The organism is Zwartia vadi, assembly GCF_030410375.1.
Classification (GTDB): Bacteria; Pseudomonadota; Gammaproteobacteria; order Burkholderiales; family Burkholderiaceae_B; genus Zwartia; species Zwartia vadi.
The window spans coordinates 163566-188903 of the sequence record NZ_JAUHHE010000001.1 but is presented as its reverse complement, the minus strand read 5'-3'; the positions used below and the strand labels follow the sequence as shown (position 1 = coordinate 188903).

Annotated in this window: 28 protein-coding genes and 3 tRNA genes; 12 read left to right on the top strand and 19 right to left on the bottom strand. The window is 52.1% G+C overall.

Translation table 11 applies throughout. From position 1 onward, the window contains the following. Window positions 1-66 precede the first annotated feature (66 nt). Genes QWY27_RS00930 through QWY27_RS00920 form a run of 3 tightly spaced genes read left to right on the top strand, consistent with a single transcriptional unit; the run spans window position 67 to window position 2313 of the window. The gene (locus tag QWY27_RS00930; protein ID WP_290193881.1) at window positions 67-342 is read left to right on the top strand and encodes a CREC-EF hand family protein; all 276 of its coding nucleotides are present in this window, start codon (window positions 67-69) and stop codon (window positions 340-342) included. Window positions 343-398: 56 nt separating this feature from the next. Further along, entirely contained in the window at window positions 399-1664 is a 1266-nt protein-coding gene (locus QWY27_RS00925; RefSeq protein ID WP_290193880.1) for a PrpF domain-containing protein, read from the top strand. A gap of 25 nt (window positions 1665-1689) precedes the next feature. Next, the gene (locus tag QWY27_RS00920; protein WP_290193879.1) at window positions 1690-2313 is read left to right on the top strand and encodes a glutathione S-transferase; all 624 of its coding nucleotides are present in this window, start codon (window positions 1690-1692) and stop codon (window positions 2311-2313) included. Window positions 2314-2332: 19 nt separating this feature from the next. Here the strand turns inward: QWY27_RS00920 and QWY27_RS00915 are convergent, their stop codons facing one another. From QWY27_RS00915 to QWY27_RS00905, 3 genes are read right to left on the bottom strand one after another with little or no spacing between them, the layout of a single operon-like run. Then, the gene (locus tag QWY27_RS00915; protein ID WP_290193878.1) at window positions 2333-2551 is read right to left on the bottom strand and encodes a SlyX family protein; all 219 of its coding nucleotides are present in this window, start codon (window positions 2549-2551) and stop codon (window positions 2333-2335) included. Continuing rightward, entirely contained in the window at window positions 2548-3783 is a 1236-nt protein-coding gene (locus tag QWY27_RS00910; protein ID WP_290193877.1) for an MFS transporter, read from the bottom strand. Before QWY27_RS00910 ends, QWY27_RS00915 begins: the two co-directional genes overlap by 4 nt. Window positions 3784-3808: 25 nt before the next feature. Further along, the gene (locus QWY27_RS00905) at window positions 3809-4420 is read right to left on the bottom strand and encodes a glutathione S-transferase family protein (RefSeq protein ID WP_290193876.1); all 612 of its coding nucleotides are present in this window, start codon (window positions 4418-4420) and stop codon (window positions 3809-3811) included. A 162-nt stretch (window positions 4421-4582) separates the two neighbouring features. Between QWY27_RS00905 and QWY27_RS00900 the strand changes: the two genes are divergently transcribed. From QWY27_RS00900 to QWY27_RS00870, 7 genes are all read left to right on the top strand, one after another. After that, window positions 4583-5239 (top strand): formylglycine-generating enzyme family protein, encoded by a 657-nt coding sequence (locus QWY27_RS00900; RefSeq protein ID WP_290193875.1) that lies wholly within the window; start codon window positions 4583-4585, stop codon window positions 5237-5239. Between the two features lie 126 nt (window positions 5240-5365). Next, entirely contained in the window at window positions 5366-5710 is a 345-nt protein-coding gene (locus QWY27_RS00895) for a protein tyrosine phosphatase family protein (RefSeq protein WP_290193874.1), read from the top strand. 92 nt (window positions 5711-5802) lie between these two features. After that, window positions 5803-6264 carry a universal stress protein gene (locus QWY27_RS00890; protein WP_290193873.1) on the top strand — a complete coding sequence of 154 codons (462 nt, stop codon included), beginning with the start codon at window positions 5803-5805 and terminating at the stop codon, window positions 6262-6264. A gap of 149 nt (window positions 6265-6413) precedes the next feature. After that, complete coding sequence (locus tag QWY27_RS00885; RefSeq protein ID WP_290193872.1) at window positions 6414-6917, top strand: peroxiredoxin; 504 nt, start codon at window positions 6414-6416, stop codon at window positions 6915-6917. A gap of 90 nt (window positions 6918-7007) precedes the next feature. Further along, window positions 7008-8144 (top strand): MFS transporter, encoded by a 1137-nt coding sequence (locus tag QWY27_RS00880; protein ID WP_290193871.1) that lies wholly within the window; start codon window positions 7008-7010, stop codon window positions 8142-8144. Further along, entirely contained in the window at window positions 8132-9274 is a 1143-nt protein-coding gene (locus tag QWY27_RS00875) for a metal-dependent hydrolase (protein WP_290193870.1), read from the top strand. The genes QWY27_RS00880 and QWY27_RS00875 overlap by 13 nt, the downstream gene beginning before the upstream one ends. Beyond that, on the top strand, window positions 9246-10487 hold the full coding sequence (locus tag QWY27_RS00870) for an MFS transporter (RefSeq protein ID WP_290193869.1): 1242 nt from the start codon (window positions 9246-9248) through the stop codon (window positions 10485-10487). The genes QWY27_RS00875 and QWY27_RS00870 overlap by 29 nt, the downstream gene beginning before the upstream one ends. 4 nt (window positions 10488-10491) lie before the next feature. Here QWY27_RS00870 and QWY27_RS00865 read toward each other — a convergent pair whose 3' ends face one another. From QWY27_RS00865 to QWY27_RS00835, 7 genes are all read right to left on the bottom strand, one after another. After that, on the bottom strand, window positions 10492-10914 hold the full coding sequence (locus tag QWY27_RS00865) for a type II toxin-antitoxin system VapC family toxin (protein ID WP_290193868.1): 423 nt from the start codon (window positions 10912-10914) through the stop codon (window positions 10492-10494). Further along, window positions 10911-11162, bottom strand: coding sequence for a type II toxin-antitoxin system Phd/YefM family antitoxin (locus QWY27_RS00860; RefSeq protein WP_290193867.1), 252 nt, complete (start codon window positions 11160-11162; stop codon window positions 10911-10913). Before QWY27_RS00860 ends, QWY27_RS00865 begins: the two co-directional genes overlap by 4 nt. Before the next feature lie 371 nt (window positions 11163-11533). Continuing rightward, complete coding sequence (locus tag QWY27_RS00855) at window positions 11534-13066, bottom strand: AAA family ATPase (RefSeq protein WP_290193866.1); 1533 nt, start codon at window positions 13064-13066, stop codon at window positions 11534-11536. After that, window positions 13063-13614 carry a hypothetical protein gene (locus tag QWY27_RS00850; protein ID WP_290193865.1) on the bottom strand — a complete coding sequence of 184 codons (552 nt, stop codon included), beginning with the start codon at window positions 13612-13614 and terminating at the stop codon, window positions 13063-13065. Before QWY27_RS00850 ends, QWY27_RS00855 begins: the two co-directional genes overlap by 4 nt. A gap of 418 nt (window positions 13615-14032) precedes the next feature. Continuing rightward, a tRNA-Asp gene (locus QWY27_RS00845) sits at window positions 14033-14109 on the bottom strand. Window positions 14110-14157: 48 nt separating this feature from the next. Next, window positions 14158-14233: transfer RNA gene (locus tag QWY27_RS00840), tRNA-Glu, on the bottom strand. A 28-nt stretch (window positions 14234-14261) separates the two neighbouring features. After that, window positions 14262-14337 (bottom strand) — tRNA-Ala (locus tag QWY27_RS00835). A 214-nt stretch (window positions 14338-14551) separates the two neighbouring features. On the opposite strand from QWY27_RS00835, the gene QWY27_RS00830 reads away from it, so the two are divergent. Beyond that, a complete protein-coding gene (locus QWY27_RS00830) occupies window positions 14552-14905 on the top strand; it encodes a DUF4258 domain-containing protein (RefSeq protein ID WP_353958754.1) in 354 nt (117 codons plus the stop codon). Between the two features lie 15 nt (window positions 14906-14920). Then, window positions 14921-15352: a helix-turn-helix domain-containing protein gene (locus tag QWY27_RS00825; RefSeq protein WP_290193863.1), complete on the top strand. Its 432-nt coding sequence runs from the start codon at window positions 14921-14923 to the stop codon at window positions 15350-15352. A gap of 29 nt (window positions 15353-15381) precedes the next feature. Here QWY27_RS00825 and QWY27_RS00820 read toward each other — a convergent pair whose 3' ends face one another. The 9 genes from QWY27_RS00820 to yajC all read right to left on the bottom strand — a co-directional run bounded on the left by QWY27_RS00820 (window position 15382) and on the right by yajC (window position 25331). Then, window positions 15382-16530 carry a GNAT family N-acetyltransferase gene (locus QWY27_RS00820; RefSeq protein WP_290193862.1) on the bottom strand — a complete coding sequence of 383 codons (1149 nt, stop codon included), beginning with the start codon at window positions 16528-16530 and terminating at the stop codon, window positions 15382-15384. Next, window positions 16527-18128 carry an apolipoprotein N-acyltransferase gene (gene lnt / locus QWY27_RS00815; RefSeq protein ID WP_290193861.1) on the bottom strand — a complete coding sequence of 534 codons (1602 nt, stop codon included), beginning with the start codon at window positions 18126-18128 and terminating at the stop codon, window positions 16527-16529. The genes QWY27_RS00820 and lnt overlap by 4 nt, the downstream gene beginning before the upstream one ends. Next, entirely contained in the window at window positions 18125-19012 is an 888-nt protein-coding gene (locus tag QWY27_RS00810) for a CorC family transporter (RefSeq protein ID WP_290193860.1), read from the bottom strand. Before QWY27_RS00810 ends, lnt begins: the two co-directional genes overlap by 4 nt. A 69-nt stretch (window positions 19013-19081) precedes the next feature. Beyond that, window positions 19082-19579, bottom strand: coding sequence for an rRNA maturation RNase YbeY (gene ybeY, locus QWY27_RS00805; RefSeq protein WP_290193859.1), 498 nt, complete (start codon window positions 19577-19579; stop codon window positions 19082-19084). Next, complete coding sequence (locus tag QWY27_RS00800; protein ID WP_290193858.1) at window positions 19551-20579, bottom strand: PhoH family protein; 1029 nt, start codon at window positions 20577-20579, stop codon at window positions 19551-19553. The genes ybeY and QWY27_RS00800 overlap by 29 nt, the downstream gene beginning before the upstream one ends. Then, entirely contained in the window at window positions 20576-21964 is a 1389-nt protein-coding gene (gene miaB, locus QWY27_RS00795) for a tRNA (N6-isopentenyl adenosine(37)-C2)-methylthiotransferase MiaB (RefSeq protein WP_290193857.1), read from the bottom strand. The genes QWY27_RS00800 and miaB overlap by 4 nt, the downstream gene beginning before the upstream one ends. 148 nt (window positions 21965-22112) lie before the next feature. Then, window positions 22113-23054 carry a protein translocase subunit SecF gene (gene secF, locus QWY27_RS00790; protein WP_290193856.1) on the bottom strand — a complete coding sequence of 314 codons (942 nt, stop codon included), beginning with the start codon at window positions 23052-23054 and terminating at the stop codon, window positions 22113-22115. A gap of 2 nt (window positions 23055-23056) precedes the next feature. After that, complete coding sequence (gene secD / locus QWY27_RS00785) at window positions 23057-24925, bottom strand: protein translocase subunit SecD (RefSeq protein WP_290193855.1); 1869 nt, start codon at window positions 24923-24925, stop codon at window positions 23057-23059. 64 nt (window positions 24926-24989) lie between these two features. Then, window positions 24990-25331, bottom strand: coding sequence for a preprotein translocase subunit YajC (gene yajC / locus QWY27_RS00780; protein ID WP_290193854.1), 342 nt, complete (start codon window positions 25329-25331; stop codon window positions 24990-24992). Between the last annotated feature and the right edge of the window lie 7 nt (window positions 25332-25338).

Here is a 25338-nt window from a genome sequence, read left to right as displayed (position 1 = left end):
CAGTCCGTGCAGGATTTTCATAGTCCGCGCATTGTTTTTATAGTTTGACTCACCAGGATGATTCCCATGTTTGTACGTCATATTTTTTCAGGTTTTTTTGCTGCTTCCCTCGTGGCCGTGACGCTGAGCGCCCATGCGCAGACGCCGACTTCGAGTCAGCAAAAGCAAATCAACGAGGCACAGGAGCGCTTTACTGCTGCAGATAAAAATGCGGATGGTAAATTAACACTTGAGGAAGCCAAAGCCGGTATGCCTCGCATTGCTTCTAATTTCAATGCAATCGATACCAACAAAGATGGTTTTGTGACCCTTGAGGAAATCAAGGTCATGATTCTCAGATAAATACAGTCGTCTAATCGTGAGCGAGCGTGATGTCGTTCGCTCACCTAAGAGTAAATATGTCGAATAACAAGGCCCTCACTGCACCGCTTCCCCCCGGATTTTCAAGTTTCTCGCCCAGACTGTTGAACGGTGTCGCCCATTTCCCTTTGTATTACATGCGTGGAGGGACTTCGACGGGCGTGGTGATTTGGGAGCCGCATTTGCCAGAGTCTCTGCCGCTCAAAGAGGAGCTGATCCGTCGCGTGATGGGCGTACCCATTGAGGGCGAGACCAAAGGCAACAAGCAAATCAGTGGACTGGGACGTGGACCGGCCACCAGCAACAAAGTTTTCATGCTCAATCGCCACGAAGGTTCCGAGGCCGAATTGAGCAGCACACTCGCTCAGCTCGCTGCGGACAAGTCTGCGATTGACTGGAGCGTCAACTGTGGCAACATGTCTTCCGCTTTGCCGCTCTACGCGCTGGAAACCGGTTTGATTCAGGCGCAAACACCTCTGACCAGTTTAAGAATTTTCAATACAAACACGCAGGTCATCACGGATGCGCGTGTGAATACCCCAGAAGGAAATGCGAACGTACCGGCCGACACGGAAATCCCTGGCGTCATGGGGTCTTTTCCTGGTGTGGAACTCAGCCTGCGAAACCCGATTGGCGCCAAGACGGGCAAGCTTTTTCCAACGGGTCACCGCAAAGATATGTTTGCCGGGGTGGAAGCGAGCTGTCTCGATGTCGCGGTTCCGATGGTGATTGTGAAGTCAGCCGACCTGGGCAAACAGGGTGATGAGTCCCCCGAAGCACTCAACCAAGATCAAGCCCTAAAAGACCGTTTGCGTCAGATCTGGGTTGAGGCAGGTTTGAAAATGGGCCTAAAAAAGCGAAACGGCGCAAGCATGACACGCACTGAGTTGGAACAAAGTGAAACGATTCCAAAAATTTGTATGGTATCGCCACCACAGCGCGGCGGTCACATCACTGTGCGCTATTTCACCCCTCAGTCTGCGCATCAATCCCTAGCCGTCACGGGGGGATGTTGTTTAGCGACCGCTTGTTTGTTGCCCGGTACCGTTGCCAACGATGTGGTCCTGAATCTGTCGACTTTCAAGGCAGATGAAGCAGAAATCGTTGTTGATATGGAAAATCCAGCTGGAATTTTGCGCGCCCGCATTCGGGGTGCTTTATCCGATGATGGGGCTGCTATACCATGGGCCGCCTACACTCGTAATACCCAGGTCTACATGCGCGGCTACGTACCGATCTATACTCCCTCCAAAGCTTTAATGGATTTTTTTGTCGCTGCGTCAGCATCCGTCGGCAGCGTTTGAATCCTTGACTGAAGGGGAGACAGCTTTGTCTGCTGTTTTATATTCTTATCGACGTTGCCCTTACGCAATGCGTGCCCGAATGGCTTTGCGGTGCGCCGAAATCCCTGTGGAAATCCGCGAGATTAGTTTGCGCGATAAGCCGCCCGAGATGCTGGCGTTATCACCCAAAGGGACCGTGCCGGTTTTGCATACGGCGGAGGGTCAAGTGATTGACCAGAGTCTGGACATCATGCACTGGGCACTTGCGCAAAACGATCCGCAGGGTTGGTTGCGCTTATTGCCCGGCTCCGAGGCTTATGCTTTGCAGGAGTCACTGATTACTTGCAATGACACGACATTCAAGCATTGGCTGGATCGGTACAAATATGCTGAACGCTATCCTGAACGTCTCGCGACAGAGTATCGGCAAGAGGCTTTATCTTGTCAGCTGGATGCGCTTGAGGCTGCGTTATCTCGACAGCCATTTTTAGGCGGACAAACTGCAGCGCTTGCTGATGTCGCACTATTTCCTTTTGTCAGGCAATTTGCAGCGGTCGATGCGGTGTGGTTCGCCCAGAGTCCTTATGTCGCCACTCGGGGATGGTTGAATACTTGGATCGAAAGTGAATTATTCAAGCAAATCATGGCCAAACCGAATTCATCCATCTGATGGCTCAGCTTTCAAATACTCAGTAGTGCGGTGGAAGTTCGTCACGCAGATTTTGTGTGCCGACATTCCGATCTTGCGGTAATTGCTGGCGCAGCACACTGAGCTCTCTCGCGAGCGCGTCGATCTGTTGCTGCTGGCGAAAAATTGTCTGATTAAGCTGGTCGAGCATGTCGTCGGCCAGTCCTGTTTTGATTTCAAGATCAGTCAGGCGTTGTTCGATGGAGGGCTCTGTCTTCATGTCTGACTCATAGTGGGTGATGGTGCGAGATGACGGCCGTGCATGATGACTGCAGCGGCAAAAAAGTTTAGACCTGCAGCGAGGCTGAGCGGCAGCTGATAACCTGCACTGAAGTCGTATAACACTCCAAAAAATGCGGGTCCGACTGAGGAAAGTAGTTGCATCAGCATCGCCGCCACGCCAAAAATCGCGCCAAATGAGGCGGCACCAAATTCGCGGCGCACGATGAGCGGCGGCAGGGTGGTGATGCTGCCAGCCGAAAGTCCGAAACCCAAGACCGCAATGATCAGTGCCCAAGTGTGATCATGAAAGAGTGCGCCGAGACCCAGACTGAATGCAGCATTCAGAAGGACGCCGCACGCAATCACTCTGACGTCCAGACCATCTGAAAAACGTGCCAGCAAAATGCGTCCGCAAAAAGCCAGTACTGCGGCCAATGTTACGCATAGTGCCGTGGCAGAGGGGCCGATCGCCGGGAGCAGCAAAGAAACCTGATGCGTCAGAAATCCGATTTGCACCATGAGTGCTAGACCAAAAGCCAGCATGATGGTACGTAAAGCTTTTGTACTCAGTGCCGCTGCGCGCGTCCAAGTGCGAGGAGCGGTTGCTTGTTCGTTTTCAGTTGGCACGATCCCGTCGGGATACAGACCCAGATCCTGAGGTCTGCGTCGCAGGATGAAGAAGCTGATTGGCCAAACGGTTGCCAGGATAATCAAGGCAACGATAATCACGGCATTTGAAAATCCGAAACCTCCGATGATTGCGAGCAAAAAAGGGACGCCAACCATCCCGCCGATGCTGGCGCCCAACATCGCCGTGGAGACGGCTCGACCCTGGTAGCGATCAAACCAGGGTGCCAGAGAGGAGGTTATCGCGGTGGTGGAAAGGCATGCCCAGCCCAACCCCATGAGGGCAAAGCTTGCGTAAACATGCCAGACTTGAGTGATGCCGCTCATGGCGAGAAAGCCGCTTGCCATGATTGCCGCGCCTAGAGCCATGATTCGTTGGGGCCCGAACTTTGAGATCGCGCTCCCAACAAAGCTGAGTATGGATGCGTTCACTAAAAAGGCGATGGTCAATGCAGAAGAGACCAAACCGATCGACCAGTCATGCATCTGACTGATGGTGTGGAGATACACGCTCGGTCCGTAGAGACCGAAGGACCATGCGACAGTCGCTACAGCCATGCAACCCGCGACCATCCACCAGCCATGAAAAACTTTTTGTTTCATGGCTGGTGTTGCCTGTGGCATGGATTTAACCTTCGAGCTGACAAGCCTTGAAGGCCGGCAAAGCTTCGCACCGCGCTGAGAGGGCGACGAGGTGAGGGAAGTCTGCTGCCACGGCTACCTTTGGGAGCATTTTGTTGAGAAAGAACCAACCGACAGCGACGGTTAAGCAGTCCAGTCTTGCTTTGTCACCACCCGGGAAGGTGTTTTGGGCGGCTAATTCTTCGAGCATCACCAGGCTGGCGCGTACTTGAGCACCCAGGCCGTCAATGAAGGGCTGGTGAACCTTTTCAGCGGGGCGTTTGAGGGGCTCATACAAAATCTGAATGGCCTTGTCCAGACCGCTAGTCATCAGCGCGCAATGTTGCAGGATGTGGCGCCGTTCGGCTCCGCTGGCGGGCAGCAGTGTTTGGCCTGGACGCATTTCAAGAAGTGTATCGATGATCGCAGAGCTTTCAACCAGGTGTTCACCATTGTCCAGCACGAGGACAGGCACTTTAGCGATGGGGTTGAAGGTTTTGATGGCTTCGACGTCTTTGGCGGTCGACAGGCTTTTATGCTCGTAAGGCATCCCTAGGGTTTGCAGAACGACGCCGACGCGGCGAACGAAAGGTGATACGTAGCGACCAACCAAAATCATTTTCATCTCCAGTGTGTATTGACATCATTTGTTGATATAAAGTTTACAGTCGAGTATCGCTCAATTTTGTACTTGCACCAAGAGATCAAGAACATGACCCTGAAAATAGACCTTCGATCAAAAGTGATGTGTAAGGCGTCCTTCCTCCTTTTTGCGACGATCATGATGGCGAGCAGTCCAAGTCTCGCCTCGAGTCCGAGGGTTGACATGGGGGACTTCAAAATCGATCTGACCGAGGTCAGTGTCGGCCGTTTCGCGGAATATGCTCAACGCAAGGGTATTCAGACGGAAGCTGAGCGAAGCGGTGGCGGCTTTGAATATGTGATGGGATGGCAAAAGCGCCCAGGCTGGAATTGGCGCAGCCCCTTCGGCTCTCCCGCGCAACCTGAGGAGCCAGCAGTGCATCTGACTTGGGCGGAGGCGCGCGCTTTTTGCCGGGATGCCGGAGGAGATTTGCCGACCAAGGCCCAGTGGCAACGTGCAGCCTATACCGAGCAACGCGACAATCCCCCCGCCCCGTTTGTGAAAGGCAAGACTTACGAATATCCGACGGGTGATACGGGCGAAGGTGCCAATGTAAAAGGTGGCCGTGACGGTTGGGAGCGTCATGCGCCGGTCGGTCGTACGCGTGCCGGAGTAAACGGTCTCTATGACATGGGCGCAAACGTCTGGGAATGGTTGCTTGATGCGCAGGGAAAGACCCATCTGACGGCGGGGGGCTCCTGGTGGTATGGTCCTTCGCAAATGCGTCTGGAAGGCATGCAGTACAAGCCGGATGATGTGTATGTGGTTTACATAGGTTTTCGCTGCGTATACTAGCTTTGAATGACGAGCTTGGATTTGAAGCTTGGATTTGCGCTTCTGTACGTATACTAGAGTGCAAATATTATTTAGCTGATTCAATTAAGATGACTTTGATTTTTGATGACTTGTTAGGAGATCCCTGTGTCCACACCCATTAATGCCTTGAATCCCGATTTTGCCGTCGCGCCGCAGTTGCAGCCGGGTGACATGGCAGCGGTGGCCGCCGCGGGTTTTAAAAGTGTCATCATCAATCGCCCTGACTATGAGGCTGGTCCGGATCAACCGACCGCAGCGTCGGTGATTGCAGCCGCCAAGGCAGCTGGGCTCGCGGTCGAGTACCAGCCAGTCGTCAGCGGCGGGATGACCGCCCAGGATGTCGAGCGCTTTACCGAGCTGTTGAACACCTTGCCCAAGCCTATTTTGGCGTATTGTCGGACAGGTACGCGTTGTACTGTGTTGTATCGGGCCGCGACTGGCAACTCTTGATCTGGATCAATAGTCTGTTTAAAGTCTCTTGGTCGGTCGCAGATTAAGATCTAGTATGCGGTTTCGTAGTTCTTTCTGGAGGCAAGATCATCATGTTTAAAAAAATATTGATTCCAACCGACGGCTCTGCTCTGTCCGCGCAGTCCGCCAACGCAGGCATTTCCTATGCCCGCTCGACGGGAGCCGAGATCGTGGCACTCCATGTTTCACAGCCCTTTGCCGCCACCATGGGCTTTGACGGTATGTCGGCCGCCTATGCGATCACGGACGAGGACTATGACAAGGCGAATGCCGAGCAGGCTAAAAAGTATCTCAAAAGCGTGGTGGATCGCGCAGAAACTGCTGGAGTCAAAGCCACCGCACATGCCGTGTCCAATTTCAACATTGCAGACGGCATCGTGCAGGCCGCCACGGACTATCACTGCGATATGATATTCATTGGCAGTCATGGCCGTAGCGGCTTGTCTCGCCTCCTGCTTGGTAGTGTGACAACCAAAGTGCTCGCGCTTACGCATACGGCTGTTCTTGTCTATCGCGTTAAAGACGAAGCCTAAACCCATGCGCCCGTTGTGGTGATTGCCGCCGGGCGTGAGGTTGTTTTCGATTTGCTCTCGCACTAGAGGGTTCGCTGGCTTATGATAGAGGCCACGCTAGGCTCAAGTGTGGCAGCCGTCGCTGCCCGTGATGCCTCAGGAGAGCGCATATGACTATCAAAGTAGGTGATCGGGTCCCCGATGCCACACTCACTGAATTCATCGAAACTGAAACAGCAGGCTGCACCGTTGGCCCCAACGCTTTCAAAGTCGCCGATCTCGTCAAGGGCAAGAAAATTTTGGTGTTTGCCTTGCCTGGCGCCTTTACGCCTACTTGCTCCGCTAAACACGTTCCCAGCTATGTCGAGCATTACGATGCCATCAAAGCCAAGGGCGTGGATGAAATCTGGTGCGTGGCTGTCAATGACGCATTTGTGATGGGCGCCTGGGGCCGTGACCAGAAAGCCGCAGGCAAGGTTCGCATGATGGGTGACGGCTCGGCAGAGTGGACGCGCGCGCTTGGTTTGGAACTTGACCTCAATGCACGCGGCATGGGTATCCGTTCGCAGCGTTATGCTGCCTACATTGTTGACGGCGTTGTCAAGGTCTTGCATGTTGAAGGTCCCGGCAAATACGAGGTCAGCGACGCGGCCTCGATGCTCAAGGCGATCTAACTCTCTGACAGTGATTGTTAGTTGAGTGTGTCCATTGATCCCGCACGCACAAGGCTTTAGTCCTTGTGGGCGGGATGTTTTCATATCCAGATGATTTCAACACTCGGCGCGTTTCCCTCTCTTTACCTCGCCACCTTATTGATGCTGGTGAGTACGGGATTGTTCAACACGTATATCGCGTTGAAACTGTCGGCCGATTCAGTCAGTGCCTTCTGGATCGGCACGATGATTTCCGCGTACTACCTTGGATTAGTGTTTGGCGCGCGTGTCGGCCATCGTTTGATTATCCGCGTCGGCCATGTTCGTGCCTGCGCCACGGCTGCGATCATCTCGATCTGCGCGGTCTTGTCCCAAAGTCTTTACGATTCTTTACCGATCTGGATCGGTTTGCGTTTAGTCGTCGGTGTGGCGATGTCGGTGCAGTACATCGTGATTGAAAGTTGGCTGAACGAGCAAACAGAAAACAGTCATCGCGGACGCGTCATGTCAGTCTATATGGTGATGTCGGGTTCTGGAACGGCACTGGGTCAACTTGCTATTACGCTTTATCCAACGCTTGATCTTCGTCCGCTGATTTTTGTCGCGGTCTGTCAGGCGCTGAGCTTGCTACCTGTCGTATTGACGCAGCGCAAACTGCCTATCCCCCAGCCTCCGGCACCAATTGATTTTCCTTATTTTTTCAAGGCTGCGCCACAGTCATTATTCACTGTGTTTTTGGCAGGTAATATTTCCGCCTCGTTCTATGGCTTAGCTGCAGTGTTTGCCCTTGGTCAAGGCTTGAGTACACCTCAGATCGCCCTCTACACGGCAACCAGTGTGATCGCGGGGCTTTTGGCGCAATGGCCGATGGGATGGCTCTCGGATCGCAAGGATCGCGCAAAGCTGATTCGCATCAATGCTCTGATTTTCACAATCACCGCCGTAATGATGTGGGGCTGGACGACCTGGCCGTATTGGCTGATGCTGATTTTCGCAGCGGTGTTCGGGGTAATCCAGTTTACTTTTTACGCGCTCGCCTCCAACTTGGCCAATGACCGTGTGTCACCTGATAAGCGTGTGGGTCTCGCTGCAGTGGTGCTGATGACTTACGGCGTGGGCGCCACGATCGGACCGATGATCGCCGGTGCCTTGATGCGCGCGGGTGGTTCGAACATGTTGTATGTCTTTAGTTCGATTTGCGCGTTGACACTGGTTTTGTTGATGTGGCGGCCTAAATGGACTCGGTAAGTCAGGTTGCACTGGGTGCGGCGATCAGCGTTGCCGTGATGGGACGACGCACTGCTTTATGGAAAGCCGCACTTTGGGGTGGCATTGCAGGGACGTTGCCAGACCTCGACGCAGTCATCAATCATGGTGATCCTATTTTAAATATGATCCGCCATCGGGCAGAGAGTCATTCGTTACTTTATTTGACCTTACTCGCGCCTCTCTTGGGCTGGGGCTTGTCGCGTCTTCAGGGAAATACAGGTCTTTGGAAAAGATGGACGCTCGTGTTCTGGCTGGTGCTCTTTACGCATCCGCTGCTCGATGTGATGACCGTTTACGGCACGCGATTGTTGATTCCGTTTACAGATCATCCGTATGGTGTTGGCAGTATTTTTATTATCGACCCGCTGTACACCGTTCCGCTTTTGATAGGTCTAGTCCTGGCGCTTGTGCTCAAGTCCGGACGCGGTTTGAAGTGGAATGCAGTGGGTCTCGCGGTGAGTACCTTGTATCTAGTATGGGGTGTCGCCGTGCAAGCCCATATCACTAAGATCGCCCAGGCATCCTTGAAAGAGTCCGGTATTCAGGCTGAGCGTTTGTTGGTGAATCCCACTGCCTTTAACTCAGTCTTGTGGCGTTTGGTGGCGATGACGCCGGATGCTTATTACGAAGGCTTTCGCTCGCTGCTGGACGATCAATCTCAGATCACTTGGCGACAGTATCCAAGATGTGATGCGCTGGGACGCATACATTCCGATCATCCCGGCGTGGCCGCGATCGCAAAGTTTAGCCATGGCTTCTACAGCTTGGGCCAACAAGATGGGCGCTTGACTGTTATGGATCTGCGGATGGGCCAGGAGCCTTACTATTTTTTCAAGTTCGATGTGGGTCAGGCTGAGCGAGATGCAACTCAGGGCACGAACCAGAGTGCCGGTCAGGAGCGCGAAATCGTGTCGCGTGCGGTTGGCCAGCGACCGGACATTGCTTCCGCCTTGCCCTGGCTCTGGACGCGTCTCAAGGGCCAGAATATACCGTTGCCTGCTGCCGATCATGCCGGACGCACCATTCAGGATGTACAGTTAGAACGTTGCGGGTATCCAATAAAAAATAGAGGGGGCGAGATTGACTCAGGTGCAGGCAAGACCAAGTAGGTGGTATTTCGGTTGGAATATTGTCGCGGCCGCGACGTTTGTGACCTTGCTCACGGTTGGCATGAGGTTGGGTATCGGTCCCTTCTTTATCCCGATGGCCGAGGATCTGGGATTTAGCCGAACCTTGCTCGCCACGATCGTCGCTGTGGGTATGTTGTTCTACGGAATCGGAATGCCTGTGGCCGGTATGCTGGTCGCCCGCTATGGCACACGCTTTGTATTGTTAGTCGGTACGGCGATCGTCATGGGTTCGGTGCTTTGGGCCATCGTCGCACGCGAACCCTGGTCATTTATGATGTCCTTCGGTGTACTGATGTCGGTGGGTTTGGCCTTTACCAGTCCGGTCGCCTTGACGCCTGTGATCAGTCGCTGGTTCACACGTCAGCGGGGGATGGCACTGTTTTATTTGTCAACAGGCTCGATGGCCGGTATCGCTATCATGACGCCGTTGATGACCTGGGCGATTGAGACCTATAGTTGGCAAACTACTTTGCTTGGCTTTGCGATTGTGTTTGCGTTGCTGACTATTCCCTCAGCGCTTTTCATCATCAAAGATCAAGCACCTGAAAACTCTGATTTGCTGCCCTCGCAGATTAATGCCGAAAATAAAAAGAGAGCGGCGGCTGCTTCTGCGATGACTTTCTCGCATGCGGTTCGCACAGTCGTGTTCTGGAAAATCTGTCTCGGTTTGTTTGTCTGTGGTTTTAGTATGAATCTGTTGGGGACGCACGGGATGCCCATGCTGATGGACCATGGGTTTGATTCGGCTACTAGCGCGATGGGCGTCAGTATTATCGGTATCGTCGCGATTTTCGGGACCTTGATTTTGGGGCGTTTGGCGGACAAGCTCGAGCGCCGGAGTATTTTGGCGGTCATTTATTTTGTCCGCGGACTCGGTTTTTTTGCGCTGGTGATGGTCGGCACGCACGTCGAGCTTGTCGCCGCGTCCGTCGTCGGCGGCCTGGTCTGGGCCGGCAGTATCGCAATGTCCTCCGCGATTTTGGCCGATACCTATGGCGTGAGGCTAGTGGGTGTGCTGTATGGCTTGGCGTACTTAGGACACCAGTTCGGTGCGACCTTTAGCTCCTGGCTCGGCGGCTGGGGATACGAGACGTTCGGGACCCACTGGGTTGCGTTCGGGATGTCAGGTGGGTTGCTGATTGCCGCGGGGCTGATATCGATGACCTTGCCACGGAATCCGGTGCGGGGGTAGGGCGTCAGAACGAGGGACCTGTCCAAGGATTAATGATACTGAGGCCAAGGTTGTCAAAGTCTCTACTGTTTCGTGTGACGACGCTCAAACCATATTGAGCAGCAGTTGCTCCCAACAGACTGTCAATTGCGGGTAAGGGTCGTCCTGCTGCGGCTAATAATCTACTCCACCGGTCAGTCACCTTTATATCTATAGGCAGGATGCGCCCAGTAAAAAAAGCTGGCAATTCAGTTTCCAGCCAATCAGTTAGAACTAAGCGTCTCTCTAAATTTTTTACGTTTTCGATACCTTTGCGAAGTTCGCCTAATGTCAACACACTCAAATAAAGTGTGGACGCCGGTCTTTTAGAAAACCATTCAATGACAGAGGGGTCTGGTGAGTTGCGGCGAAGTTCAGATATGACGTTCGTATCCAAGAGGTAACTCAAATTGAGACCTCGCGAGTCAAGCTTTGGTCTCTTTCAAGATTGACGTCTTCAAGCCCAAAGAGTGGTGACTGGCGCATAAATTCCACAAACGAGCGCTCGTTGCCAGTGAGTTGGTCAAAGAGTGAGCGTGTCATCACAACAGCCACTGATCGTCCATGCAAGGTGATTCCTTGCGGGCCTTCACTTTCAGCACATTTAATCAGCTCGGATAGCTTCGATTTAGCTTCTTGTATTTGCCATGAGTGCATTTTTAGCTCCCCATATAAATTCTGACTAGAATAGTCAGAATTTAGCATATTTATTTCAAATTTAGTTATCAGCCCCATCACTAACAATCCTTTGCGTTTTTAGATATACAACACCGCCCGCCGTGCTTGATTCAGAGGCATTGTGGGTATTGATGAGTCTATGCAAATGTTTACAGAAGAGGTGTTAATCAGTTGAAAATCATTTTGCAAAAAACCTGATTTCAAAATGCTTACTAGATTTTTGGTCAAGTAAGGTTGCGTGGCGGAGTACAAGAAATCGATCTTTGCGCGAATGCAATTGTGACGGGCGAAAAAAAAGCGCCTGAAAGGCGCTTAGCTTCAAAATAAGGTTTAAAACTTATTATTAGTTTCTAATTTTTCGAAAAACGTCTCAAACCTACAAGTATCATCCACAGCGCAAAAATGATGGCCAGAAGTGCGCCGGGTACTGCAATCCATTTTGTTAAGCTACTAGCGGGGCGTTTGTTAATGTTACTGCCAATATATAAAAGACCATCATCATCCGTGAACTTGCTCATTTGCACGGTTTGAATTCTTTCTACACTTGCAGAGACGGTTTGCAGCTGAGTCAGGATCTCTTTTGCTAAGTCCTCGACCCCACTATTTGTTTTTTGCTCTTTAGCGACAGAGTTTGTAATGCCGCTGATTCGTCGAGTCAATCGTGAAATTTCCATTTCTAGATTAGTGGCTTTGATTTCCGCATCAACGCGTTTAAGCGTTAACTCTTGTCTAAATTCAGCATCCTTGTTTTGACTGCCCAGACTGATCAGTCGCTGAATAGCATCTCCTTGTAGTTGTAGACTATTTGAAGACTGATTGCCTCTTGTATCCATTCCTGAGTAGTTTGACGATTCTTTTTGATCTTTAAGAGAATCGTAGTCGTTAAGGGACTTTCTATAAATAGCAGCTTGAGCAAGCAATTCGTTCTGGCGAACTTTCAGCTCTTTAAGTTGAATTTCAGCAGAACGACTTTCAATTTCATTTGGCCGGAAATTGATTTGCGCGTAGTTGTCAAAATCAAGAATCCAGTAACGGTTGATTTCGCGAAGTTTTTTCTTTAAGTCCTCAACTGTCCGGCCAGTTTCAGGATCTCGCAATGTTTTGCCTCCTGGAAAACTTTCGATGGTATTGAGTGTGCGTTCGAGGTTGTCGACTGATTTATAAAAGTAGTCCGCAATTTGAAAGGGGGTGTAGCGGTTGAAATTACTTATACTGACATTTTCAGATTCGATATTTGGAATTGATACAACACCAAGTTTGTTAATTGATTGGTGTGACCATACGCTCGGGATGTCGGCTAAGATCTTTCTCGCGAGCGCGCCAGATAAAGGTGATGAAAACGGAGCGGTCAAGGTAATGAGCACTTGTTTTTTAGACGCAGAATCCAATTCTGTTTTGTAGTCTCTCTCAAGAGCCGAGATATCAGTTTGACTGAGGCCTTTTCGTGAGAGCATTGCTTGGTAACGTGCGCGTATAAAGTCAGCATTGTCAGAATATTGAATAATAGAGATGCTGTTTGATAGGTCTTTCAGACTAATATTTTGTTTTTCAAGATCATTGTCGCGCCACACTTGTTCGATGACGCTGCGTGTCACAATGTCGGTGATACTAAATGGGGACTGATTCGGATACTGATTTTTTTCTGCTTGAGGAAAAGTCAGGGAAAGTACCATCGAGTAAGCCATCAAAGGCGGCTTTTTGATTGAGTAGCCTGCTGTGATCAACACAACGAGAGCAGCCAGACATATTAAAATCAGGCGTAAACCTCTGTAATGCGCTCTAACCCAATTTGATACCCGGCCAACAAGGTCAGAGATACTGATTTCGTCCCCATCTTCTCGCGGGTGTTGTTCCAGATCTGTCTTGTCGTTACTTTTCATCATGTATTTCCGTTACTCTGCAGAATGCGCAATATCGATAAAATGATTTTGCGATCGCGGAACGAGAGGTTTTGAATTAAATTAAAAATTTGATCATCGCTTGAAGACTGAGGTTTTCTTCGTGAAGAGAGAGAGCTAGTGTGGGAAGGGTCACCGGGACGATCATTTTCTTTGGTATTTAACAATTCTGCGTGCAGACTCAAAGCTGTTGCGATGTCAGCACCTAGCCAATCAATGAGTGCACTCAGTCTATGAGACTGAGGCAATGCCCGACCAGTCATCCACTTTCGAATAGATTCACTACTGATTGAGCCATCTTCGGGGTAACGAAGGCTGAAGTCTCTAGCAATGACTGCATATGAAGGTATTTTGCCGCCATAGGCGCGTTTGATGCATGCATTCATGCATTGGGCAAAGAGTTGTTTCTGCCTAGAGGGTTTTGGTGAAAATCTTTCTTCACCGTTTTCTAATTGCTTGTAGATTCGATCATTCTCGTGCCGGTACATTGGTTTGCGCCTCAATGAACGACTAATTATTTTTTTTACTTGCACATATCCTATCGATTATTTGGGCGTTGTTTGGCAACTCAAGTTGTTTTTATTATGAGGTTTTTAGTTGTTTTGTAACTTTCACAACTTTGATTGCCAAAGTGGAGAATTTTGTTAGTGCATGGGAGGTTTTCTGCACTCAATCTATGTAGAAAAAACAAAGCTAGAAAGAAAAAACCGCGCAATTGAGTATGAATGTTTAGGTTTTTAGTGCCGAGCTACTAGGAAATGCAAAGAGATTATGGTGGGTTTGGTAGATTCCTACTTGAGGCAGAAGTCAGCGCTGTCGGATGTAATACATAAGATGCTTGTTGGGGTTCTAGCCCTTGATCTTTGTAGTAAAAGCAACAAAAAGCGCCTAAAAGGCGCTTGGCAACAAAATACAATCTAAAAATTGTGTCCAGAACGGACAGTGAGTGCTTGGCGGAGCGGACGGGGCTCGAACCCGCGACCCCCGGCGTGACAGGCCGGTATTCTAACCAACTGAACTACCGCTCCGCAGCGGTAAAAAACTAGTAATAAAACTACCCTAACAGCCCAAAAAACTGGCGTCCCCTAGGGGATTCGAACCCCTGTACTCACCGTGAAAGGGTGATGTCCTAGGCCTCTAGACGAAGGGGACAGGACTAACAACAACTCTTCGCTTTAACTGGTGGAGGTAAGCGGGATCGAACCGCTGACCTCTTGCATGCCATGCAAGCGCTCTCCCAGCTGAGCTATACCCCCAAAAATTTCAGTACAGACCGCAAAAGAACCGAACTGAGAGAACTTTGGAGGTACAGACTTCAATCTTGGCATTCAATTAATTCAAACTGAATGTGTCGACAGCGAAGAAACGGGATTATGCACAAATTTTAGGTTTCTTGCAAGTCGACCGCTGTGGCAACTCACTCTTTAGCGTGAAGCTTAATCTAAATGTAACGGCTGTTTGATTGTGTAAATGTATTCGCATTCTTATACAATACCCATAATAATTATGGGTATGATCAATGTCATCCCTCTTCGACTTAATGATGCAAATGCATTACGAATTGTCCGTGCTCTCGCTGCTGTGAGTGCAAATATTTATGCTTCATCGCACGCAAAGCTTCGTATGCAACAGCGAAACATTACGTTGAAACAAGTTTTGTGTCGCCTAAGGTCAGGTTTTATTTTGGAAAGCGCACATCTAGATATCAAAGGTGATTGGAGGTTAACGATGCGTCACTCTGTAGCTGGTGATGACGTAAAAGTTGCCGTTGCACTAAAGCAAGGTACTCGTGGCAGGATGATCGTTGTGATCACGGTGTTTTGAAAGGAAAAAAGTCATATGTATCACTACACTGAGTGTGGTTTGAAGAATGTCTGGCTGACAAATGGCTACGACATTTGTGAGATCGATGGTGAGACATCTGTCTCGATTAGCGATGTTGAAGAACTACATGAGGTTATTGGAAGGTCAATTGCTGCAAAGTCCAACTTGAGTGCATCAGAAATTCGATTTTTAAGAAAAGAGCTTGGGCTTTCGCAAAAGCGCATGGCGGACCTATTAGGAAGCACTGAGCAAACTGTTTCTCTCTGGGAGCGTCGTGGTCGCATGCCTAAAGGATACGACAGACTCATAAGGTTGCTATATCTTGAAAAAATAGACGGTAACGTCAAGATTCAGGAAATCATTAATCGTTTAATTGAGCTTGATTTCCGTCAAAGTGAGAAGTTGATTTTGTCCGACACTCGATCAGGCTGGCGTTTGGCTGCGTAAGCCTAGAGTTCGCGTTCTCAGTTTGAAACTTAATCCCCCACCTCGCCTCGAAAAGGCGAGTTCAAGCTTCCGACGTACTGATCGACTCCAGCTCGTTCTCTCTCCAGAAACTTTTCTATAGCATTTGCGAAGCCGGGATGTGCCAGCCAGTGGACGGATTGGGTTTGGATCGGTTCAAAACCGCGGGCGAGTTTGTGCTCTCCCTGTGCACCGCCTTCGACGACGGCGATATTGTGGGCGAGTGCCCACTCGAGGGGTGTGTAATAGGCCAGTTCAAAATGCAGGCAGTCAACGTGTTCGAGCGCGCCCCAGTAGCGACCGTAGAGCTTGCGTTGTCCATTGACGGTGTCAAGCCATAGCAATGAAGCGGCAATGGGTTGCTCACGACGGGTTGCAATGGCCATCACGCAATGCTCTGAGAGTTTTTCCCCAACGGTTAAAAAAAACTCTGGGGTCAGATAGGGCGGATTCCCGCGCACATGATAGGTATTTGCGTAACAACGGTAAAAGAACGCCCAGTCATTCGCGCTTATTTCAGGCCCAGAGCGCACGCATGTTGTGACGCCCGCTTCGCGAACCTTGCGACGTTCAGCGCGGATTTTTTTGCGTTTGGGCTGGGTCAGACTCGCGAGAAAACTGTCGAAATCGGGCCAGCCACGGTTGAACCAGTGGAACTGTGTGTGGGTGCGGCGCAGACAGCCAGCCTGCACAAGCGCGTCGGTATCTTCAGGTGTGGTGTACAGGACGTGCAGCGAGGAGAGTCCGCTTTTTTTAGTCCATTGCAACAGTGCTGCAGCGGCCAGCGCACGATAGGGCGTGGTGGTCAGAAGTCTGGCGCCCGGGACGGGTGTAAAGGGGATGGCAGCCAGCCATTTGGGGTAGTACTCCAGACCGTTGCGCTGATAGGCATCGGCCCAGGCCCAGTCGAACACAAACTCGCCGTAGGAGTGTCCTTTGGCGTACAGCGGGATGGCGCCAACGAGTTGTTCGTTGTCCCACAATAAAAGATGGCGGGGTTGCCAGCCTGTTTCAGGGGAGACGCTTGCCGAGGTCTCAAAGGCTTGAAGAAAGGCGTGTTGACTTAAAACGGAACCACCGCTTTCGGAGACAAGCGCATCCCAGCGTTGCGCGTCAATGTCCGAGATGTGTTCGATCGCCTGAAGTCTAAGTGTGCTCATGGTTGAGGATCACGTCTGCGCAGCAACCAGGCCGCGACGAGAACGACACTCGCGAGACCGAGGATCAGGCCGTTCCCAAATCGTACGTACGGTGTCAGTCCTTGCTGGCCTTGTATGGTGGTGTCGAGTACACCCACCCGGTTAGGAGGAAGTTGAGCGATGTCTCGACCCCGGTGGTCAATTGCACCTGTGGAGCCTGTGTTGGTTGCGCGTAACATCGGTCGCGCTGTTTCAATTGCGCGCATCCGAGACATTTGCCAATGTTGTCTGAGTGCCCAGGAATCACCAAACCACGCCAGGTTGCTGAAGTTAGCCAAAATCGTGGCGCCATTTGCACCGTCGGTCCCGCGCACGGCGGGTAGCAGCTCTTCGCCAAACACGTCTTCGTAGCAAATATTGGGTGCAATACGTTGACCATCGATCGCAAAAGGTTGTTGCGTCGCGGTTCCGCGCGAAAAGTCACCAAGCGGGATGGACATCAAGTTGACGAACCATCGGAAACCGAAGGGGACGAATTCGCCGAAAGGTACCAGGTGACTTTTATCGTAACGCTGTGCCATCGTGGCATCTCTGAGTTGTTGCACAGTCGTTTTGCTATCAATGCCGATGACACTGTTGGTGTAGGTGCCTGTTTTGGTGTCAAACAAGGCTGCACCCATGAGAATAGTGCTTTGCTGTGTTTCGGCTAGTTCTCGCCAGGCTGACCAGACGGCGGGTGCGATCTGGTGCTGGAAAACGGCGAGCGCGGTCTCGGGAAGCAAGACGATCTTTGGTGAAGGGCTGCCTGCCGGTGTCGGCGTGGCAGCGAGTGTGAGATGTTCTTGGATGACGCGGTAGAGGTGATCGGGTGTGAATTTCACACCTTGATCAATGTTCCCCTGAACGAGGCGCGCCACCAGTGGTGTCCCCGAGGGGGTGGTCCATGCGTATTGCTTGAGCGCAAGACCGCCAAGTGCCAAGCCCAGTGCAAGCACGCCGATGATGGCCTGTTTCGCATCGTCATGTTTCCTGCCCACCAGCGCAGCAATGGCTGCCGCACTGAAGGCGGCCATCCAGCTCACTCCGTAGACACCCAGAACGCTCGTCCATCCCGCAAACCAGCTGTCGACATGTGCATAGCCGATATTGAGCCAGGGAAAGCCGGTGAAAAGGGTCGCGCGTAACCATTCGGATATTGTCCATGCACCTGCCCAGACGGCAACGGCCCAGATTGTTGACGAGATGCTGCGTCCGGGTAGGGCGCCTACCGCGTGGGCCAGCCAAGCTGCAAGACTAGCGAATAAGGCCAGATACGCACTGAGTGCGAGCAGCGCGAGGATTGCAAGGGGCATCGGCATGAAGCCATAGACGTGCATGCTGATCGTCAGCCAGTACAAGCCCACGACAAAGTGCCCGATCGCGAAAAACCAGGCTCTGCGCGCAGCGTAGAGGCCGCTGGGCGCGCGCCAGACGCAGGTCACTAGCCATGCCATGGCGCACAACTGAAGAGGGCTGAGCGCCCACTGCGGGAGCGGGTCGGGTGCGAAGCTCAGGGCGTGGAGTGCGCCTGCCGCCAACAACCCAAAGGCGAGTCGCCATTTGAGCCAGAGCTTGTTCACGCTGAGGGTGTCACGCGTATGGGTTCGGCTTTGCCGCGTGCTCTGGCGCGCAACCAGAGCGCGCGCCTGGCATCTGCACGCATGACTTCGATTCGCAGATCGCCATGTTGACAGGCATCGCCGCGTTTGGGGATATGTCCGAGCTCATGGGCCAGCCAACCTCCGACGGTGTCGTATTCACCAGTAGGCAGGTTCGCACCCAGAGCTTCGTTAAAAGCTTCTATCTCAGTCGTAGCCAGAATGCGCCAAGCTCGTACGCCGTCAGGAAAAATTGTTTTGGCACCTTCGACATCGTATTCGTCCTCAATCGCGCCGACAATTTGCTCAAGCACATCCTCGAGTGTGACCAGACCTGTAATGCCGCCATGCTCGTCGATGACAACGGCGATGTGGTTACGGTTACGTCGAAATTCTTGGAGCAAGACATTCAGGCGTTTCGACTCGGGGATAAAGACTGCGGGTCGCACGAGGTCGCGCAAGGTCAACTCGGGATTGAGGAGATGACCGAGCAGGTCTTTTGTCATCACCACGCCGATAATGTTGTCGCGCGATCCTTCGAAGACGGGGAACCTGGAATGCGCTGTTTCGATGATCTCGGGCATCAGTGTCGAGATGGACTGCGAGACATCAAGCATATCCATGCGGGCACGCGGGACCATCACATCGACTGCGGTTTGTTCAGACACCGCCAGGGCGCCTTTTAGCATCGAGTAGGCATCCGCATCGATGAGTTCACGTTCACGTGCGGCATCCAGTACGGCCATGATGCCTTCGCGATCCTCGGGTTCGCGGCGAACGAGCGATAACAGGCGATCAAGTAGACGGGGGCGGTTGGGCTTGGCCGAAGATGTTGAGGATTCAGCAGCAGGATAGGGATCTGACATTGTCCAGAGACAGAGTTTAGGAGAGATAAGGATAACCTGAAAGTGACGTCTTCAAAGCAAAAACGTTTGTCATTTCTCTTGAATCAAGTAAGGGTTATCGATCCCCATCGATGCAAGGATTCGCGTTTCTAAACGCTCCATGTGTTTGGCATCGCGCGTATGTATGTGGTCGTAACCTAGCGCATGCAGCGTACCGTGGATCGTTAAATGCGTGGCATGACAAAGAAAGTCTTTACGTTGCTCTTTGGCTTCGCGTTTCAGTACGGGCACACAGAGAACAATATCACCTGAGGCTGTGCCATCAGGTTGAACACCGTATTCAAAGGTGAGAACATTGGTGGCGTAATTTTTGTGGCGATAGCCGGAATTGAGTTGTTGCGCCTCTTTGAGACCCACCAGGCGCAAACCCACTTGCAAGCGCCCAAAGGAAACACGACCGTCCTCCTGCGCGGCGAGCATGGCACGCTGCACCCAGCGACGCAATTTCCAGCGCGGCAGGCTTGGTGCCTCGACAGCATAGTGAATGCTGAGCGACAGTTCAGCTGGCGTTTTGTTCGGCTTGTTCATAGGCATCGACAATGCGTGCAACAAGAGGGTGTCGCACAACATCGCGACTGGTGAATTGCGTCACAGCGATGCCTTTGACTTCCTCCAGGACTTTTACCGCATGGGCCAGGCCGCTTTTATGACCTTTTGGCAAGTCCACCTGGGACGGGTCGCCCGTAATCACGGCCTTGCTACCAAAACCAATGCGTGTCAAAAACATTTTCATTTGTTCGGGTGTGGTGTTTTGGGCTTCGTCCAAAATCACAAATGCATGATTGAGTGTGCGGCCCCGCATATACGCTAGAGGTGCGATTTCAATTGTTTGCTTTTCAAACAGGCGCTGCACACGCTCAAAACCCATCAAGTCGTAGAGCGCATCGTAGAGTGGACGCAGATACGGATCGACTTTCTGTGCGAGATCGCCCGGTAAAAAGCCCAGGCGCTCGCCCGCTTCAACGGCGGGGCGTGTCAACACGATGCGTTGCACGGTATCGCGCTCCATCGCATCGATGGCGCAGGCGACAGCCAGCCAGGTTTTACCGGTCCCTGCGGGTCCCACTCCAAAAGTAATGTCGTGTTTGAGAATGTTGTTGAGGTAGTCTCGCTGTCGTGGGGTGCGGGGACGCAAGTCGCTGCGTCGGGTGCGCAAGGCGATCGTCCCGCTTTCGTCATCCAGTGGCGGAAACTCCGTCGGATCAAAGCTTGGCATTGAGGGGGTGACTGAACGGCCTACGCCAATTTCGACGAGACCCAGTTGGATATCATCCACAGATAAAGCGTGTTGGGCCGCGCGGTCAAAAAAGGCAAACAGCATTTTGCTGGCGGCCTCAGCGTGAGCGCCATGGATGGTGAGCTTGTTGCCCTGTCGTGTCAGCTCAAGATCGAGCCCATCTGCGATTTGCCGTAGATTGACATCCAATGGGCCGCAGAGATTCGCAAGCTGTTGATTACTCCCCTCAAGCGTCATCTTGACAGGCAGAGGACGTCCGCGCGGGCTGGTTTTGACGGGAGGACGGCTCATTGTGATGCCTCGACTGGTGTGTGATCCGCATCATCTTGTATTGCTACCCGACCTCTAAAGGTATTGGTCATTGCATCCGTAATCACAACATCAATCATCTGGCCAATTAAACGAGGATGACCGGGAAAATTAACGATACGGTTATTTTCTGTGCGACCACTGAGTTCGTTCGGATCTCTTGTGGAGGTACCCTCAACCAGTATGCGTTGCGTCGAGCCCACCATGCTGCGCGCAATCGCGTGAGCCTGCTCGTTAATGAGGGCTTGCAGACGTTGCAAGCGCTGGAGCTTGACGGTCTGTGGCGTGTCATCAACGAGGTCGGCTGCAGGTGTACCGGGACGACGTGAGTACACGAACGAGAATGAGGTATCGAAGCCGACCTCTTCAATGAGTTTCATGGTTTTCTCGAAATCTTCTTCGGTTTCGCCGGGAAAGCCCACGATAAAGTCAGAGGACAGCGTCAAGCCGGGGCGTGCAGCGCGTAATTTACGCACGACTGATTTGAATTCGATCGCGGTGTAGCCGCGTTTCATGGCTGCGAGGACGCGGTCGCTGCCTGCTTGAACAGGAAGGTGAAGAAAGGATACGAGTTTGGGAAGTCGCGCATAGACCTCGGTCATGCGCGTGGTCATTTCTTTGGGGTGTGAGGTGGTGTAGCGTATCCGCTCAATGCCGGGAATCTCGTGGACATATTCGAGCAAGGTCGCAAAGTCGGCAATCTCAGCATCGTTGCCTTCGCCCATGCGGCCGCGGTAAGCGTTGACGTTTTGACCCAGCAGTGTGACCTCTTTGACACCTTGATCGGCGAGGTCTGCCACTTCGGTCAGGACATCCTCAAAAGGACGCGAGATCTCTTCGCCACGGGTGTAGGGTACAACGCAGAAACTGCAGTACTTGCTGCAGCCTTCCATGATCGAGACAAAAGCGGTGGCGCCTTCCACGCGTGCGGGCGGCATGGCATCGAACTTTTCGATTTCGGGAAAGCTGATGTCGACTTGTGAGCGACCCTCGGAACGCCGACGTGCGATCAGCTCTGGCAGGCGATGCAGAGTTTGAGGACCAAACACCACATCGACATAGGGCGCGCGATCAACAATGGCAGAACCTTCTTGACTGGCCACGCAACCACCTACACCGATCACAAGATCAGGGTTCAGGGCTTTGAGGTGTTTGATGCGTCCCAGGTCTGAAAAAACCTTTTCTTGCGCCTTTTCACGAACGGAACAGGTGTTAAACAAAATCACATCTGCGTCTTCAGGCGTCTGGGTCACGACAACACCGCGCTCTTGACCAAGTACATCGAGCATTTTGTCGGAATCGTACTCGTTCATCTGGCAGCCAAAGGTGCGGATGAATACTTTTTTGGGATTGTCTGTTTTTTGCATGATGGTGCCGGAGCGGGTGTTGATCCCGTGGGCAATATTGAAAATAAAGACATAGTTTACCGTGCCGACAAAAAAATGGGCGCTGAGGCGCCCATTTGTCAATCGTTCACAGCGGGAAATTGATGCGCTGTGTGGATAAAGAAGATGTTTACTCTTCGTAAACCTCTTCGAGTTCGTCCTTTTTCTTGATCGGCTTGATCATGTCTTCGCGCGTAATGCCGAGCCACATGGCAATCGAGGCGCCAACAAATACGGAAGAATAGATACCAAACCAAATGCCGATGGTCAGTGCCAGTGCGAAATAATGCAGCGTCGGACCGCCAAAAATCAGCATGGTCAACACCATCATCTGAGTCGAGCCGTGCGTAATAATCGTGCGGGAGATTGTCTGGGTGATGGCGCTGTCGATCACATCCACTACCGAGGCATCGCGCTCTTTGCGGAAGTTTTCACGGATACGATCCATAATCACCACGGATTCGTTGACCGAGTAACCTAAAACAGCGAGCACACCAGCCAGAACGGAGAGTGAGAATTCCCAGCCAAAGAAAGCGAAGAAACCGAGAATGATCACCACGTCGTGCAAGTTGGCGAGCACACCAGCGACCGCAAACTTCCATTCAAAACGGATTGCCAGATAGATCACAATACCGATGACCACAAAGAGTAATGCGAGCAAGCCGTTTTCGACCAGTTCGCGACCCACTTGCGGACCAACAAACTCAACGCGGCGAAGTTCGACTCCGGGATCTGCGGCAGAGAGTGCCTTCATGACCGTTTCACTTTGTGCCGCGGAACTTTGACCGGCCGCAACCGGCAGTCGTATCATGACGTCCCGGGACGTGCCAAAGTTTTGGACTTGAAAATCGGAATAACCAAGTCCTGAGACCGAGCTTCTGATTTGATCCAGAGGGGCGGCTTGCGTGTAGCTTACTTCCATCACGGTACCACCTGTGAATTCGATCGACAGATGGAAGCCGCGCGTGATGATAAAAAATACAGCTGCAACGAAAACGAGCACGCTGATAATGTTCAGCACCAACGCATGACGCATGAACGGAATGGTGCGTTTGATTCGAAAGAGTTCCATTATCAGTCCTTGGGTTTCCAGACCGTTCCAATCGAGATCGACTGGAGCTTTTTCTTATGTCCGTACCAGAGGTTGGCCAGTGCGCGAACGCCCACCACCGCAGAGAACATCGAGGTGAGAATGCCTAGGCAGTGCACCACTGCAAAGCCTCGTACCGGTCCGGAGCCAAACACCAACAGTGCAACACCGACGATCAGTGTAGTGAGGTTGGAGTCTAGGATCGTGCCCCACGCGCGATCGAAACCAAGATTGATGGCGTTTTGCGGCGACTCGCCGTTGCGGAGTTCTTCTCGTATTCGTTCGTTAATGAGCACGTTGGCATCGATGGCCATACCAAGCGTGAGCGCGATCGCGGCAATACCTGGCAAGGTCAGTGTGGCTTGCAGCATGGATAGCAAGGCAAGGAGTAATAAAACGTTTAATGCCAGACCTACTGTCGAGAAGGCGCCAAACAGGTGGTAATAAATCACCATGAAAATGGCGATGCCAATAAATCCGTAGAGTGTCGAGTTAAAACCTTTTTCGATATTTTCAGCACCGAGGCTCGGTCCGATCGTACGCTCTTCGATGATTTCCATTGGTGCGGCAAGCGAGCCCGCACGCAAGAGCAATGCCGTGTCGGCTGCCTCTTCGGCGGTCATGCTGCCTGAAATTTGAACCTGTCCGCCAGGAATCTCACCACGAATCACTGGTGCCGTGACAACCTCGCCGCGCCCTTTTTCAAATAACAAAATGGCCATGCGTTTATTGACGTTGTCGCGCGTGACGTCACGGAAAATCCGCGCGCCTTTGGAATCCAAGGTGAGATGCACAGCAGGTTGCTGGTTTTGACTATCGCGACCCGCCTGTGCGTCTTGCAGGTTTTCACCTGTAAGCACAACCTGGCGACGCACAAGCAAGGGGCGGCCATCGCGATCGAGATACCGCTCCAGGCCAAACGGAACTGTTCCGGCGGCCAAGGCACTTGCGGCGGCGGGCGAGTCGTCCACCATGCGGATTTCAAGCGTAGCGGTACGGCCAAGAATGTCCTTGGCTTTGGCAACGTCTTGTACGCCTGGCAATTGCACAACGATACGGTCTGCGCCTTGTTGTTGAATGATCGGCTCGGCAACACCAAGCTCGTTGATGCGATTATGCAGCGTGGTGATGTTTTGTTTAAGTGCACTGGCTTGCACGGTGGTGATGGCAGCCTGGCTCAGGCGACCCACAATTTGCAAACGGCCCCCTTCGGTGCGCTCGAGCATTTGCAAATCTGGATTGCGCGTGCGCAAGGCAGTGATGGCCCGGTCGCGGGCTGCGGCATTGTTAAAGGACAGAACGACTGACATGCCGTCGCGCTCGATGCCGGTGGATTCGATGCGTTGGTCTCTTAATGCGACGCGCAAGTCCGTGACAAGCGCATCATAGCGAGAGGTCAGTGCACCTTGCATATCGACCTGAAGCAGGAAATGCACCCCGCCACGTAAATCCAGGCCCAGATACATGGGGTTGGCGCCGATCGCGCTTAACCAGGAGGGAGAGGCAGGCAGCAGATTCAGTGCGACGGTATAAGACGGCTCTGCTGGATTGGGATTAAGTGTCTTTTCGAGCAAATCGCGAGCTTTAAGTTGTACGTCTGTGCTGCTGAAGCGTGCGCGAACAGTTCCAACCGTGCCGTTGAGTTCAAACGTCGCACCAGTATTTTGGATGCCGGCTTGTTTCAGGATGGTTTCAACCCGATCCAGCGTGCTGTTATCTATTTTGAGCGTTGCCTTGGCGCTTGACACCTGGACAGCAGGCGACTCGCCGAAAAAATTGGGCAGTGTGTAGAGCAGGCCGATCACAACCGCGATCAGTACCGTCAGATATTTCCAGAGAGGATAGCGGTTCATTGCCAACGGGGATCAAAAGGATTGCGCCCCGTGCAACGCGCAGCGGGGCGATATTCAAGCGTGATTACAGTGCTTTGATCGTGCCTTTAGGCAGGACTGCGGACACTGATGCTTTTTGCATCATGATTTCAACGGGCTTATCACCCATTTCAGCGACTTCGATTGTGACGTAGTTATCGCTGACTTTTGTGACTTTACCCAGCAAACCACCTGCACTAATCACCTCATCACCCTTGGCTAACGCAGCCAACAGTGCTTTGTGTTCTTTTTGACGTTTCATCTGAGGACGAATCATCAGGAAGTAAAGCACGACAAACATCAGGAGAATGGGAGCCATTCCCATGAGCGAGCTAGCTGTATCAGCAGCCTGTGCCAGCACGAGGCCGGATATTGCTTGAGCAGACATTAAGGTC